This is a genomic window from Planococcus sp. VCh962 (genome assembly GCF_057748275.1).
On sequence record NZ_JBYLHS010000002.1, the window covers coordinates 647144 to 660225 of the forward strand.

General features: G+C 46.2%; 11 protein-coding genes. 5 read left to right on the top strand and 6 right to left on the bottom strand.

All coding sequences use genetic code 11. The features are described 5' to 3' along the window. Positions 1–22: 22 nt before the first annotated feature. The 3 genes from AC3AQ9_RS10535 to AC3AQ9_RS10545 all read right to left on the bottom strand — a co-directional run bounded on the left by AC3AQ9_RS10535 (position 23) and on the right by AC3AQ9_RS10545 (position 2240). The gene (locus tag AC3AQ9_RS10535) at positions 23–937 is read right to left on the bottom strand and encodes an SDR family NAD(P)-dependent oxidoreductase (protein WP_488307425.1); all 915 of its coding nucleotides are present in this window, start codon (positions 935–937) and stop codon (positions 23–25) included. A 40-nt stretch (positions 938–977) separates the two neighbouring features. Beyond that, positions 978–1895: an SDR family NAD(P)-dependent oxidoreductase gene (locus tag AC3AQ9_RS10540; protein WP_488307426.1), complete on the bottom strand. Its 918-nt coding sequence runs from the start codon at positions 1893–1895 to the stop codon at positions 978–980. 153 nt (positions 1896–2048) lie between these two features. Beyond that, a complete protein-coding gene (locus AC3AQ9_RS10545; protein ID WP_488307427.1) occupies positions 2049–2240 on the bottom strand; it encodes a hypothetical protein in 192 nt (63 codons plus the stop codon). Between the two features lie 358 nt (positions 2241–2598). Between AC3AQ9_RS10545 and AC3AQ9_RS10550 the strand changes: the two genes are divergently transcribed. Beyond that, entirely contained in the window at positions 2599–3486 is an 888-nt protein-coding gene (locus AC3AQ9_RS10550; protein ID WP_488307428.1) for a YsnF/AvaK domain-containing protein, read from the top strand. Between the two features lie 51 nt (positions 3487–3537). Here AC3AQ9_RS10550 and AC3AQ9_RS10555 read toward each other — a convergent pair whose 3' ends face one another. Then, positions 3538–4266 (bottom strand): class I SAM-dependent methyltransferase, encoded by a 729-nt coding sequence (locus AC3AQ9_RS10555; RefSeq protein ID WP_488307429.1) that lies wholly within the window; start codon positions 4264–4266, stop codon positions 3538–3540. Between the two features lie 319 nt (positions 4267–4585). On the opposite strand from AC3AQ9_RS10555, the gene AC3AQ9_RS10560 reads away from it, so the two are divergent. From AC3AQ9_RS10560 to AC3AQ9_RS10570, 3 genes are all read left to right on the top strand, one after another. Then, on the top strand, positions 4586–5272 hold the full coding sequence (locus tag AC3AQ9_RS10560) for a response regulator transcription factor (RefSeq protein ID WP_488307430.1): 687 nt from the start codon (positions 4586–4588) through the stop codon (positions 5270–5272). Positions 5273–5306: 34 nt separating this feature from the next. Beyond that, positions 5307–6545, top strand: coding sequence for a sensor histidine kinase (locus tag AC3AQ9_RS10565; protein WP_488307431.1), 1239 nt, complete (start codon positions 5307–5309; stop codon positions 6543–6545). A 303-nt stretch (positions 6546–6848) separates the two neighbouring features. Beyond that, positions 6849–8132 (top strand): ATP-grasp domain-containing protein, encoded by a 1284-nt coding sequence (locus AC3AQ9_RS10570; RefSeq protein ID WP_488307432.1) that lies wholly within the window; start codon positions 6849–6851, stop codon positions 8130–8132. Between the two features lie 109 nt (positions 8133–8241). Here the strand turns inward: AC3AQ9_RS10570 and AC3AQ9_RS10575 are convergent, their stop codons facing one another. Then, a complete protein-coding gene (locus tag AC3AQ9_RS10575; RefSeq protein ID WP_488307433.1) occupies positions 8242–9300 on the bottom strand; it encodes an LLM class flavin-dependent oxidoreductase in 1059 nt (352 codons plus the stop codon). A gap of 600 nt (positions 9301–9900) precedes the next feature. Here AC3AQ9_RS10575 and AC3AQ9_RS10580 point away from each other — a divergent pair. Further along, entirely contained in the window at positions 9901–12210 is a 2310-nt protein-coding gene (locus AC3AQ9_RS10580; protein ID WP_488307434.1) for a putative bifunctional diguanylate cyclase/phosphodiesterase, read from the top strand. 100 nt (positions 12211–12310) lie between these two features. On the opposite strand, the gene AC3AQ9_RS10585 is transcribed toward AC3AQ9_RS10580, so the two are convergent. Beyond that, positions 12311–12970, bottom strand: coding sequence for a protein kinase family protein (locus AC3AQ9_RS10585; protein WP_488307435.1), 660 nt, complete (start codon positions 12968–12970; stop codon positions 12311–12313). Positions 12971–13082 lie beyond the last annotated feature (112 nt).

The window sequence follows — 13082 nt, forward strand, 5'->3', positions numbered from 1 at the left end:
CTTCTGTTGCCTGACGCTGCAATTATTTCTCGCCGGACAGATTCTTTTCGAATCGCTTCCGCAAATCTCCTGAGACACCAGTCCCTTCTTTGCGCGGTTCGTGTAAGCTGCCGGAAGTGGCGGGAGACGGCGGTGCCTCCTGCAGCATTTTATAGAATAGCCCGCTGTTCATTTTCCGTGTTGCCCCTGGCAATATATTGCTCGAAAAAGCTGCTCCTTTTACTTTTGCCCCTACTTCCAGTGTTTGCTGAGGATGGTCGATTTGGCTGATGATGGCATCCACCACCTGCTGCGGATCATCTGCCGGCCCTATGGCAATCTCATGGCCGCTGTAATTGCCGGCATGTGCGGTCCACGGCGTGTCAGTGACCCATGGATCTACGGAACAAATATGGATGTCCTTAAAATCTTCCAGCGCCATTTCCTGATGCAGCCCGTTGGTGAGGCCAGATACCCCGTATTTGCTGGCCGTGTAGGCGGCTCCAAATGCCAGAGGCACTTTACTGGCAAAAGAGGAAACATTGATCAGCGTGCCGTATTTCTGTTTCTTGAATTGATTCAGCGCAAAATGGCTGCCGTAGAAAGTTCCCAGTAAATTGATTTCAATTGTGCGGTTCATATCCTTGAGCGGCGTGCCGGTAAATGGACCGAATGTCCCAATGCCGGCATTGTTGATCCACACATCAATTTTTCCAAATGACGACATCGCCGTTTCAAACAGCCTGGAGACATCCTCTCCTTTGCTGACATCAGCCGTCACGGCGACTGCATTCGGACCGCATTCCTTTGCCAGCTCTTCGATTAACTCCGTTCTCCGGGCGGCAATCACTAAGTTTGCCCCTTCTTTCGCCAGCTGCCTGGCAACACCTTTGCCGATGCCGCTGGAAGTTCCGGTAATGACCACCGTCAAACCACTGCGAGATTGTTCATCTGCCATGCTGAATTCCTCCCTTTATCGATGGCTTATCTTCAGATTGTCATTTTCCTTCATCCTTCAATTTCCTTTTCAGCCTTTCGCGCATTTTCCCTGAAACTGCTGTACCAATCCATTTCGGTTCATACAGGCTGCCAGCTGTCCTATCCGCTTGCGGCGCCGATCGAAGCATGGCGAGCAATGATCTGCCGTTCAAGTATTCAACCACTTCCGGCATGAATTGATAGGACGCGACTGCGGTTTTTGACTTGAAACCGACATCCACATTCGGCTGCGGGCTATCAATCAGCCCGATAATCATTTCAATGACTGTTTCCGGATCGTTCACTGGCCCGAGTATGATTTCATGGCCGCTGTAATTGGCAAGATGCTCCACCCAAGGCGTATCCGTAACCCACGGATGCACCGTACAGACATGGATGCCGCCGCTTCCTTCGAGCTCCATCTCCTGATATAATCCTGCGCTCATCCCGGTGATGCCGAATTTAGTGGCGGTGTAAGCCGCACCGAAAGGCAGCGGGACTTTGCTGACAAAAGAAGACATGTTAATGAGCGTGCCATACCCTTGCTTCTTGAACTGCCGGAGCGCCAGATGGCTGCCGTACATTGTGCCGATCATATTGATGTCTACAAGCCTGTTCAAATCCTTTAAGGGTGTATCCGTAAACGAACCCAAAATGCCAAGTCCTGCATTATTGAACCAAACGTCAATCGTCCCGAACTTATACAAGGCTGTGTCCATTAATTTCAGCATATCTTGTTCATTGCTGATATCCGTTGTCACCGCTACGGCATTCGGCCCGCATTCGGCTGCCAATTCTTCAATCAGATCGGTCCGGCGGGCGGCCAGCACCACATTCGCCTCTTGCGCTGAAAGCTGCTGCGCCACTCCTTTGCCAAAACCGCTCGACGCTCCCGTGATAACAACCGTCAGGCCTTGGCGTGATTTTTTTCTCGCCATCGGAAATCCCTCCAGAGACGGTTTAATTAATAAAATCGTTTAGAGCTAACCAAATTCACCATGGCTGGAATGCACTTCGCCACAAAATAATAAAGCCGGCCAGACATTCAGGCCAGCTCTCTTGCTGCTGCATTGCTTTCTATAACGGCTTTCTTAATAACTTAACGCTTTCTCATACAGCCATCTTTTTAAATTTCCTACTGACGGGAAAGAGACGGCTTCACCGGTGAGCTTGTTTTCCGCCCGCACGATAACATCAAATTCATCCTGAACGAAAGACCATCCGTCTTCAATAAGCGCGCGCGTCATCTTGATCACCATGCTTGACCCCTTGATCATTTCCATCTTCACAGCCTCCCTTTCATTTTATGAAATCCATTATAATACATCACATTTGATTTTTCAGATTTTTCTATTAAATTACTTTTCTATTCCTTATTTCATCTTTTATTAAACCATCTTTCCAGCTTGTCTATAACAAAAAAAGCTTATAAAAATAAGGCAATTGCGATGCAATCATTTTTATAGAAGAAACTCAATTCCGGATGCTTCTTCGCCTCTATTATCTGGGCGGCCGGCCGCGAGCTGGAATAGCTATTTCTATATTACTTAATGACTACGGATGTTTAGCCTTGAGTTCAAAGGGTACATAAAAACTACCTTGCTTTTAAAAGGGATTCATCACCACGAGGAGGAATTCGAAATGGAAAAAAGAGGTAACAAACTTATAGGCGTATACGATGTACAGGCAGAAGTTTTAAGTCAGGTAAACGAATTGAAAGCTCAGGGTTATAGCGAAGATCATATGTATGTCGTGGCTCGGGACAATGATCAATTGAATATGATCCGGAGACAGACAGATGTCAACCTCGATACACAAGGAACTGATCAGCAGCAAGACCAAGGATTTATGGGGAAATTCGTCAACTTCCTGTCAGGAGACGACAATACACGCAGCGTCTTCGACAACATGGGACTTGATCCTGCAGACAGAGACGCGTATTACCATCAAGTGGAAAACGGCAAAATCCTGCTTTATGTAGACAATGAATATGGCGATTCTTACCAAAGCTACAGCGACAGAGCCGGCCGTGATACAGCGGTGACAGGCACTGCAACTGACACGCCGTTTGCTACAGGCCGGACAACCGATTCTACTTATGATTCAACAGGCAGCACATTCGGCACCACTGGCGACACAGATGAAGAACGCCTGCGCCTTCACGAAGAACGTTTGAATGTCGATACTGAACGGGTGCAAACCGGTGAAGTGAATGTCGGCAAACACGTTGTGGAAAGCAAGCAATCCATCGAAGTGCCAGTAGAACGCGAAGAAGTTTATATTGAACGCCGGCCAGTGAACGAAGAAGTAACAGGCACTGCCGCTTATGAAGATACCAACGATACAATCCATGTACCGCTTTCTGAAGAACGTGTGGAAGTGACGAAGAAAGATGTCGTGACCGAAGAAATCGTTGTCGGAAAACGCAAAGTCCAAGACACGGAAACAGTCAACGAAACGGTTCGCCGTGAAGAAGCGGACATTGATGAAAACGGCCAGCTCAAAAGAAAAGACACCGACCGTTTTTAATCCAATAAACGAGTAAAAAAGCAGCCCTTGCGGCTGCTTTTTTCTTTTCAGCTAGACCTCTGTCCGAGCAGCAACGATGCCATAATATGTTCCATCGATGGATGTATAGTTGATCCGTTCAAAAACCGCTTTAAATCCAGCCTCCGCGAGCATCTCTTCCCACTCCGCCATGGAAAACAACCCCGATTCCGCGTGGTCGTATTCCCTGAATACATTTCCATTCCCATCTCTCATGACATAAAGATATTCAGTTTCGGTTACGTGATCTTCGGGATCGCTGTCATACGTCCACTCCAAATAACGCATGCCCCGCCCGTCTTTGTCCACTCCGCCGTGGCTGGTTTCCGGCTGAAAAGTCTCTTTAAACTGATCCGTCATAATAAAAAGCAGACCGTTTTCGTTCAAATGCTTTTTCGCATTGTGCATCACTTCCAGCAAGTCTTCTCTGGCCGTTAAATACATAATTGCATCATGGATAAATACGAGATCGAAACGAGCGTTTAGTTCCAGGCTTCGCATATCTCCCTGAACATGTGCGCACTCCGGGTTTAGCTTCCGGCTGACTTCAAGCATTTCCGGCGATAAATCGGTCAAGATCATGGAAAAATGCTGTTTGAGGTAATAGGCGTTGCTGCCTCCTCCGGAGCCGAACTCCAACGCCGTTTTTACAGCCGGATGATAACGCTGGATAATTTCCAGGTAAAGCGACGCTTCTTCTTCATATTCGGTATGTGGAGACATCAGCGGCCACCACTCTGCCAATTCCCTGTAAAGTTTCATCGCTTGTTCCTCCGCCTTTCTGGTTTTAAATTGATTGAACTATAAAGCCATTTCTTCCGCTTGTCAATATCGTTTTAAAGGCATTTCCTTCCCTATGTATTGAGTCCAGGAACCATGGAAACTTCCGTTCTGCTCCACTCCTTTTTTCGGAATTGATGAAGCATGCATTTTCTTCGCTGTACTTCAATATGAACCCTGCTTAAAATACATCGATTAAGTTTATTGAAAAATTTGCATTTTCCAAAATTAGCCCTATAATCAAGCTATTAAATTCTACTTCAGAAACCGCCGAGCAGAAATGGGAAAGGAGGAAACGCTCATGAAACTGCTTATCATTGAAGACGATGAGCATTTATCAAATACCATTCGCGAAACAACACAGGAAATATTTAAAGTGGAACAAGCTTTTGACGGAGAGGAAGGCTTGTTCTTGGCGAAACAGAATATTTTCGACTGCATCATTTTGGACATCATGCTGCCGGGGATGAACGGCTATGAAGTGTTGCAGGAACTTCGCAGCGAATGGATCGCCACACCCGTCATCATGTTAACGGCGAAAGACGGCCTCAACGACAAAATCCAGGGCTTCAAATCCGGCGCCGATGATTATCTGGTAAAGCCTTTTCACCGAGAAGAGCTGCTGCTGCGGCTCGAAGCCATTATCAGAAGATCCGGAGGGGAGTTCAAAGAAAATACACTGAGCTTCAAAGACCTGAAGCTCCATGTGAAAAACAAGAAAGCTTTTATCGGCAGTGAACCCATCAAACTCAATGGGAAGCAGTTCGACTTGCTTGAATATCTTTTGAACAACCGAAACATCATCTTGACGAAAGAGCAGATATTCGACCGGATCTGGGGCTTCGAATCAGACACCTCCACAACGGTTGTGGAAGTATACGCCAGCAACTTGCGGAAAACACTGAAAAAATTCAATTACGACCATTACATCAAAACGTTTCGCGGACTCGGCTATATGCTGTCGGAAAATGGTGATGAGGATGTCTAATCAACCCATTTTCAGAAAGCAGCAGCTTCATTTTATGATTTTGAATTTAATTGCCTTCACCGTCATTTTTACGATTTTCGGCATCATTATTTTTCATCAGGTACAGAATACCTTGTTTTCGAAAACGGATGAAGATTTGCTGTCCTTCAAGGAAAGGGTATTAGAGAATTCTTTCCGGGACAACAGGCCACCGCGGAATGGAGACTTCGACCGAGACGGACGCTTAGGGCGATTGAATCCGCGTATTGTCCGCTTGGAGTGGAACCAAGAAGGCGAGATTATCAATAAGGAACAAATCGGGACTTTGCTTTATGAAAACTATTTTCAGGATTTTGAAATGAATCTGGAGAATCTTGATACGATATCCAACGTCACGATTGGCAATACCTATACCTACAGGAACCTGCTTTTCGAAGACACCAATGAAGAAGGTGAAACAGTCTATACACAGTTGCTCATCAATATCGATTCTGAACAGACGATTATTAAAAACTTCGAAAGATTGCTCATCATCTGTTCGCTCATCTTCATTATTCTGTCGATTTCAGCGAGCTATCTATTATCGAAAAGAATGATGAAGCCAATTATCCAATCCTGGAACAAACAAGCGGAATTTGTCGAAAATGCCTCTCATGAGCTACGGACGCCGCTGACAATCATCCAGAACAAACTGGAGCTTTTGCTTACAGCGCCGCAGGAGAAAATCATGAACAAATTCGAAAACATCGCGCTCAGTTTATCGGAAACAAGGCGCTTATCGAAGCTGACTACTGATTTGCTGACCTTGGCAAGAGCCGATTCCGCTGAAGCGCAGCTGGTGAAACAGGTCATCCAAGTGGACCCTTTTGTGGGAAGCGTCAGTACACCTTATATTGAAATAGCTGAATCGCAGAATAAGCTTTTCGAGCTCGACCTGAATTGCGGCATCCAAATGGAATGCGACGAAGTGCGGCTGCATCAGCTAATGGTAATTCTGCTCGACAACGCTTTAAAATACACCGATGAAAAAGACCAGATAAAGGTCCGAACCTATACCGAAGACCAGAAAGTCGTTATTGAAGTCAGTGATACCGGACGTGGCATCAAAGAAGAAAACCTCCCTCGTATTTTTGAGCGCTTTTACCGCGAAGACAAAGCCCGATCCCGTGAAACCGGAGGCATCGGCCTCGGACTATCCATTGCCCAGTGGATCGCCAAAACGCATGGCGGAATAATCTCAGCTGCCCACAACCTTCCAAAAGGCAGCATTTTCAAAGTGAAACTTCCAAAGTAAAAGATCGCAAATGCGGTCTTTTTTTATGGATGAAAAATCTGTAAGAAAGGCTGTCACGCTGAGTTAGGCTCACAGCACCGCTGCTTGGCAAATCCTTGTTAGCGGAGCTGATCAGTATTTCGTCTAGCTTTTTATTCTTATTGATATTACCATCTATATTTCGATTTCGTAAAATTCAGATAATTAGATTGACTTATGCTAATGGTATTGGTATTTTTGTATTAAGTTTGTTGGATTTAATGATTCATTTTAACCAACATTTAGCGCCATATCAAACGAAACTGACTCAATGGAGGTATTTCAGTGAAGAAAAAAGAGCAGAAAAAGATTTTAATCTTAAGCGGCATAGTTCAAATGATTGATGTCGTGAAAACCGCACAGAAGATGGGGCTATATACTATCGTCACGGATCGAGATCCTGGCTCGCCTGCGAAGAAATACGCAGACAAACACTATAATATCAGCACTTCCGATACAGAGAAATTAGCGGAAATTGCCAGAGCCGAAGGGATCCATGGTGTTTTCAATGCATTTGACGACGTCAATACCTGGCATGCACAAGCTTTATGCCAGGAGCTAGGCTTGCCTTTTTATGCTACAGCTGAACAACTGGAAATCTGCTCAGATAAGAACAAATTCAAGGAATACTGCCGGGCTTACGGAGCTCCGGTCATCGAAGAATACGAGATGGCAGGTGATTTGAGCGATAAAAGCCTGAAAAAGCTGAAATATCCGGTCATCGTGAAGCCTGTAGACAGCTATGCCAGCCAAGGAATTACTGTTTGCCACTCTCCGGAGGAAGTGCGGACAGGCTATGAAAAAGCGCTGAGCTTCTCTAAATCGAAGAAGGCCATTATTGAACGCTTTGTCGACGAAACCTACGGTGTGCAGACGATTTACACCATCCAAAACGGAAACATTGTACTGAATGGCGTAGCCGACCGCTTTGTCCATAAGCATTCGAAAGAATTCCCGCCGCTGCCAATTGCCATGATTTTTTCTTCCCAGCACCGGGAGCAGTATATCGAGTCGGTGGATCCTTATCTCAGAAAACTAATTGAAGGCATTGGCATCCGCAACGGCGTCGTTTTCATCCAGTCCCTGTTCGAGGACAGTTCGTTCTATATATATGAGATGGGCTTCCGGCTTGGCGGCTCCCAGATGTATTCAATCATTGAAAAGCAGACCGGAGTCAATCAGGTCGAGATGATGCTGACACTGGCACTCGGTGAAAGCATCGACCATTTGGATATGAGCCCTTACGACAACGGCCATATGCCCTTCCCTTCCTGCAACCTGCCGATCCTGTTGAAAGGCGGCACTATCAGCGAGATTGAAGGCATCGATCGTATCCAGGAGCTGCCGGCCGTGATTCATACCGCCATTAGCAAATCACCGGGCGACGAAGTCCGTGTCACCGGCTCGTATACCCAGATGTTCGGCCGCTTCACGATTGTCGCCAGTTCAATGGAAGAACTGCAAGATACCATCAGCACAATTTATGGCCAGCTGAAAATCATCTCCACTGAAGGTGAAGACATGCTGCTCGTGAAATACCGGCCCATTGAAAGCCCCGTATACGAATAAGGAAAAGTTAATCTGCTGAAGTTTGACTAACCTGTAAAGCGAAATAAATACGGGTTTTCAACTCACCACAAAACAGACTGCCTTCGCAAGCAGTCTGTTTTCTCTTTCTTCATTGTTTAGCCGTATATTTCTTTACAGCCGGTAAAATCTCATTGCCGATCAATTCGAGATTCCGCATCAAGCGACTAAAAGGCACACCGCCGAAATCCATCTGGGCAATATAGCGTTGATGTCCGAACAATTCATGCTGGAAAAGGATTTTCTCGATGATTTGCTGTGGACTGCCGATGTTCATGACATCATGCGGATGTGCGCCGCGGAAAAAGTGCGGCTGTGGATATCCCCGCCCGTTTGTCAACATCATGCCTTTATCCACATGTGGATGAATTTCTTCGAATGCCTGCTGGGTGGTTTCAGCCGCATGGAAAAATCCTGCGGTGGCGACCGGAAGCATTGCCGGATCGAATCCGCTTTCAGTGGCCGCTTCCCTGTATGCGTCCACCGTGTGCTTGAAACTTTGTGCCGGTCCGCCCAGAGTGGCAAGCATCATCGGGACGCCTGCATGCCCGGCTTTGATGGCACTCGCGGGATGCCCTCCGACCGCGCGCCATATTGGCAATGAGCCATTCAAGGGGCGTGGAATGATCCGTGCATTGCGGAGAGGCGCCCGGAACCGGCCGCTCCAATTGACCGTTTCCTGCTCGTTGATCTGCAGCAGCAAGGCAAATTTTTCTTCATACAATTCTTCGTAGTCCTGAATATCGTAGCCAAGCAGTTCGAATAACCCAATACGCGATGCCCGCCCGGCAATGATTTCCGCACGCCCTTTCGATATAAGGTCGATGGTCGCAAAATCCTCATAAACACGTACGGGATCCGATGTACTGATAATCGTAGAAGAGCTGGAAATCTTAATTTTTTCGGTTGCTTGGGCAATTGCCGCCAGCACGATTGCATGGGCTTGAGTCGCAAAATACTCCTGGTGGCTTTCGCCGACGCTGAAAAAGTCGACACCGGCTTCTTCGGCGAGTTTCGCCAGCTCAATAATCTGTGTGATGCGCTCGCCAGCAGGAAGACGTTCACCGGTTCGCGGATCAGGAATATGGTCTCCCAGTGTATATAGGCCGAATTCCAGGCCCGCTTTTTGGTTGATGCGGTATTTTTCCATGTTTTCAATCCTTCCCTATTGGCTGCTGATATTGCCTGAAGATAAAATCCTGACTTCAGTATATCTTTCGAGAAGACAGATAGTAAGCAAAGAGCTTATGGCCAGGAGTTTTCTTGAATTCTGTTCTGCTAAGGCTGCGATTGCCATTTCAGTTGCCTGGAAGGAGCAGGAAAGCTTGTTCGTTTATCAGCATCCCCCCCCCTTTTAGTTGGCCCAATGAAAGAAAAGGATAATTATCACACTTAATTTTTAATGAATATCCAATTATCTGCATATTCATACTAATAAAAAATTATACTTAGTATAAATATTACAAATAAATGTTATTATTTGTAATAAAATTGTTTCTTTATTTTCAATTAATAACTATAATGAGTTAATGAGTTGTTCGGAAAAATATTCCCTGACACACTTCCTGCTGTTTCATCCATTTGTTTATGCCATCACCTATCGGTCAGGCCATAGGAATTTCTTACTCTGAATGAGGTGACCACCATCATACACGTTACACCGAAAAAAATGTTTACGTATTATTTGGTCTTGCATATTCTTGTTTACTACATCTTTGTTTTTTATAACAAAAGCACGGAACATTCCCATATGATGAGCATCGATATTATTTCATTGCTTGCTTCGATTGTGACAGCATTCACCTTGCTTTATGTTTATTGGAGAAATAAAGGTCCGGGGAACTACTTCTGGCTGCTTTCTTTTTTGGGATGCATCAGCTATGCAGTCGCTGAAGGTCTTCGGTTTTATTATCAACACAGCCTGAAAACGGAAGTGCCATTTCCGGGATGGCCCGACTTGTTTTATTTTCTTCAGATCGTCTTTTACATAGGCGCGTTTATCTATTACGTGGGCCAGAAGAAAAACAGCACGGACCAGGTGAAATTCCTGTTTGATATGTGCATTATCATGACTGTCCTTATTGCGCTTAGCTGGCATTATATCATTCAATATATTTTTTCCGAAGATCCGTTTTCCCCGGCTTTGCTTGCTACATCGCTTGGTTATCCTGCCGGGGACCTGATTCTTTTATTCTGCGCCATCAGTTTTTATTTTAGCAGGGACCGCTTTTTTTCCCGTCCGGTTTTAATGCTGATATGCGGAAGTCTGGCTGTCCGGATTGTTGCCGATGCAGCGCTTCTTTATTATTCCACAACCGCTGAGATTTACGTTCCGGGCACATTCTACGACCCTCTCTGGTCTCTTGGGCTTTTGCTTACCGCTCTTGCCGGTTTATACGCACTGGATGAACAGCGGAAGATGCCGGATGGAAAACAGCAGCTGGTTGAAATTGTACCATCTGCCGAAAACGGGATCTCACTGCGGCTGTTATTTTCTTATTCCAGTCTGGTGCTGCTCTTTGTCATCATGATTTTTGAACAGAAAGGTGAAATGAACGGGCTGATTGCCGGAGCCGGAGTTTCGGCCCTGCTGATTCTTTCCAGGCAGATCTACACCACCTTGGAAAATCAGAAATTGCTGGTCAACTACCATCAACTGACCTCTGTTCTGGAGCATAAAATCGAGCAAAGAACAGTGGAACTCAGCACCAAAAATGAACAGCTTGTGGACGCTGTCCAGAAAATGAAACATATGGCTTACCATGATGTTTTAAGTGGATTGCCGAACCGGAGGCTTTTTCTTGAAAAGCTGAAACTCGCCATGGCAAGCGCCGATCGCAATGGACATCAGGTAGCCGTCGTGTTTATCGATTTGGACCGCTTTAAAAACATCAACGACACGTTTGGCCATGAGTTCGGAGATTTGCTGCTGAAAGGTTTCTCTAAGAAAATGGCCGATAACCTGCGGCTGATCGACACCATTTCCCGGCAAGGCGGCGATGAATTCACCATCATTTTGAACGAACTTAAATCTACGGAAGACATTGTGCCTCTAGTGGAGAGAATCCGGTCAATCATAGAAAAACCGGTGACAGTAAAAGGACAGGAATTGCATGTATCCATGAGCATCGGAATTGCCGTTTATCCTCAGGATGGGAAAACTACGGATGAATTGATGAAACACGCCGATATCGCCATGTACCATGCAAAAGAAAAAGGGGAAAACAACTATCAGTTTTTCGCCAATGAAATGGAATCCACCATCTCGCGAAAAATACAGCTCGAAAACGAATTGCGCCAAGCAATCACCAATGAAGAATTCGTCTTGCATTACCAGCCGCAGATCCACAGCAGAACCGGCGAAGTTACAGGAATGGAAACCTTGATCCGCTGGAAAACCAGCGACGGAAATACCGTCTCGCCTGGAGAATTCATTCCGTTGGCGGAAGAAACCCGGCTAATCCTGCCAATCGGTGAATGGGTGCTTTATAACGCTTGCAGGCAAGCGAAAACATGGCACGATAACGGCTATTCCCATTTGAAATTGGCCGTCAATCTATCCCCGTTGCAGTTTCTGCATGATGATTTGATAGCTACTCTCCAAAATGTCTTGGAGAAAACCGGCTTTCCCGCTTCTTCTCTGGAACTTGAAATCACTGAAGGCGTCGCGGTTTATGACGCTGAAAAAGCCATTGCCCGGATGCAGGAATTAAGGGGACTTGGTGTACAGATTGCCATCGATGATTTCGGCATCGGATATTCATCGCTGATTTATCTGAAACGCTTCCCGATCAATCATCTGAAAATCGCCCAGCCGTTTGTTCAGGACATGACGACAGATCCAGACAACATGGCGCTTGTGGAAGCCATCATTTCGATTGCCCACAGCCTCGGCATGTCGGTCATCGCCGAAGGAGTAGAAACGAAAGAGCAGCTTGCTTTTCTCCAGAAACTGGACTGCAATGAAATCCAGGGCTATGTCTTCAGCCGGCCGCTGACTGCGGAGGCAATCACGGATTTGATGGATAAGGGACTGCCCCGATTGAATATTGTTCAATAACTAAAAACCCCCTTGCCAGTTTTTTAACTCAAAACTGGCAAGGGGGTTTTTTATGGATAAGCAGTACCGGGCTTTCTTTCCTTTACTTCCGGATATTCAGCTACCTGGAAATGATCTGCATAAATTCATCGAACGAAGAGGTATAGTTGTTCCAGTGATGATACCATTTCCGGATGGTGTCGAGCAGCCAGAAAGGCATCGGTTTTCCATCAATCAGCCCGTAATATTCATCATGCGCTTTCCTCAAATGTTCCCATCTGTAATCGTTGCCAGGCTTGATGTATTCCGAAACGTCCAGGAGCTTTGCGCTCCCGCCCTGCAGCAGAATATTCTTCAAATGGATGTCACGCGGATTCAATCCGCGTCCACGGACAAATCGCCGGGCCGTTTCGACGTCTTCGATGACCTGTTCCGGAACATGGATTCCTTGGAGCAGACAGTCAAAGAGCGTTGGCCCTTCTTCGTATTTCAATACAAGAAAGCGGTCGCTGGCCCCGTAGCAGCTTGAAAAATAAGGCGACGGGCCAAGTTCTTTATAAACCTGTGCTTCCGCCTCCAATTTATCGCGCTTGCCTTCCGCATAGACCTTGAATGCATAACCAGGTGCCGAAAGCGACTGGAAAACGGCAGCATCCGTTCCGACGCCAATGCAGCGCATATCGTCAGCCGTACCGTGTATGGTGACCGGTTCATTGTCCGGGTTTGACGTTACTGTAATGTTGGAAAGAGACGCTGATGCCGCCTGCCAGGATTGTTCCATACCATCTCTCCTCTATTTGCGCTTACTGAAATATGTAATGACAGTCCTGCTTCAGTATAATTAATTTTCATTTGAACGAACAGTATCGTCGATGGTCCAGAGCCAGAATCTG

What these genes read in the sequence shown, in the direction of transcription:
- AC3AQ9_RS10535 (WP_488307425.1), bottom strand. Translation starts at nt 937, where the DNA reads ATGGCAGATGAACAATCTCGCAGTGGTTTGACGGTGGTCATTACCGGA.
- AC3AQ9_RS10540 (WP_488307426.1), bottom strand. Translation starts at nt 1,895, where the DNA reads ATGGCGAGAAAAAAATCACGCCAAGGCCTGACGGTTGTTATCACGGGA.
- AC3AQ9_RS10545 (WP_488307427.1), bottom strand. Translation starts at nt 2,240, where the DNA reads ATGGAAATGATCAAGGGGTCAAGCATGGTGATCAAGATGACGCGCGCG.
- AC3AQ9_RS10550 (WP_488307428.1), top strand. Translation starts at nt 2,599, where the DNA reads ATGGAAAAAAGAGGTAACAAACTTATAGGCGTATACGATGTACAGGCA.
- AC3AQ9_RS10555 (WP_488307429.1), bottom strand. Translation starts at nt 4,266, where the DNA reads ATGAAACTTTACAGGGAATTGGCAGAGTGGTGGCCGCTGATGTCTCCA.
- AC3AQ9_RS10560 (WP_488307430.1), top strand. Translation starts at nt 4,586, where the DNA reads ATGAAACTGCTTATCATTGAAGACGATGAGCATTTATCAAATACCATT.
- AC3AQ9_RS10565 (WP_488307431.1), top strand. Translation starts at nt 5,307, where the DNA reads ATGATTTTGAATTTAATTGCCTTCACCGTCATTTTTACGATTTTCGGC.
- AC3AQ9_RS10575 (WP_488307433.1), bottom strand. Translation starts at nt 9,300, where the DNA reads ATGGAAAAATACCGCATCAACCAAAAAGCGGGCCTGGAATTCGGCCTA.
- AC3AQ9_RS10580 (WP_488307434.1), top strand. Translation starts at nt 9,901, where the DNA reads ATGATGAGCATCGATATTATTTCATTGCTTGCTTCGATTGTGACAGCA.
- AC3AQ9_RS10585 (WP_488307435.1), bottom strand. Translation starts at nt 12,970, where the DNA reads ATGGAACAATCCTGGCAGGCGGCATCAGCGTCTCTTTCCAACATTACA.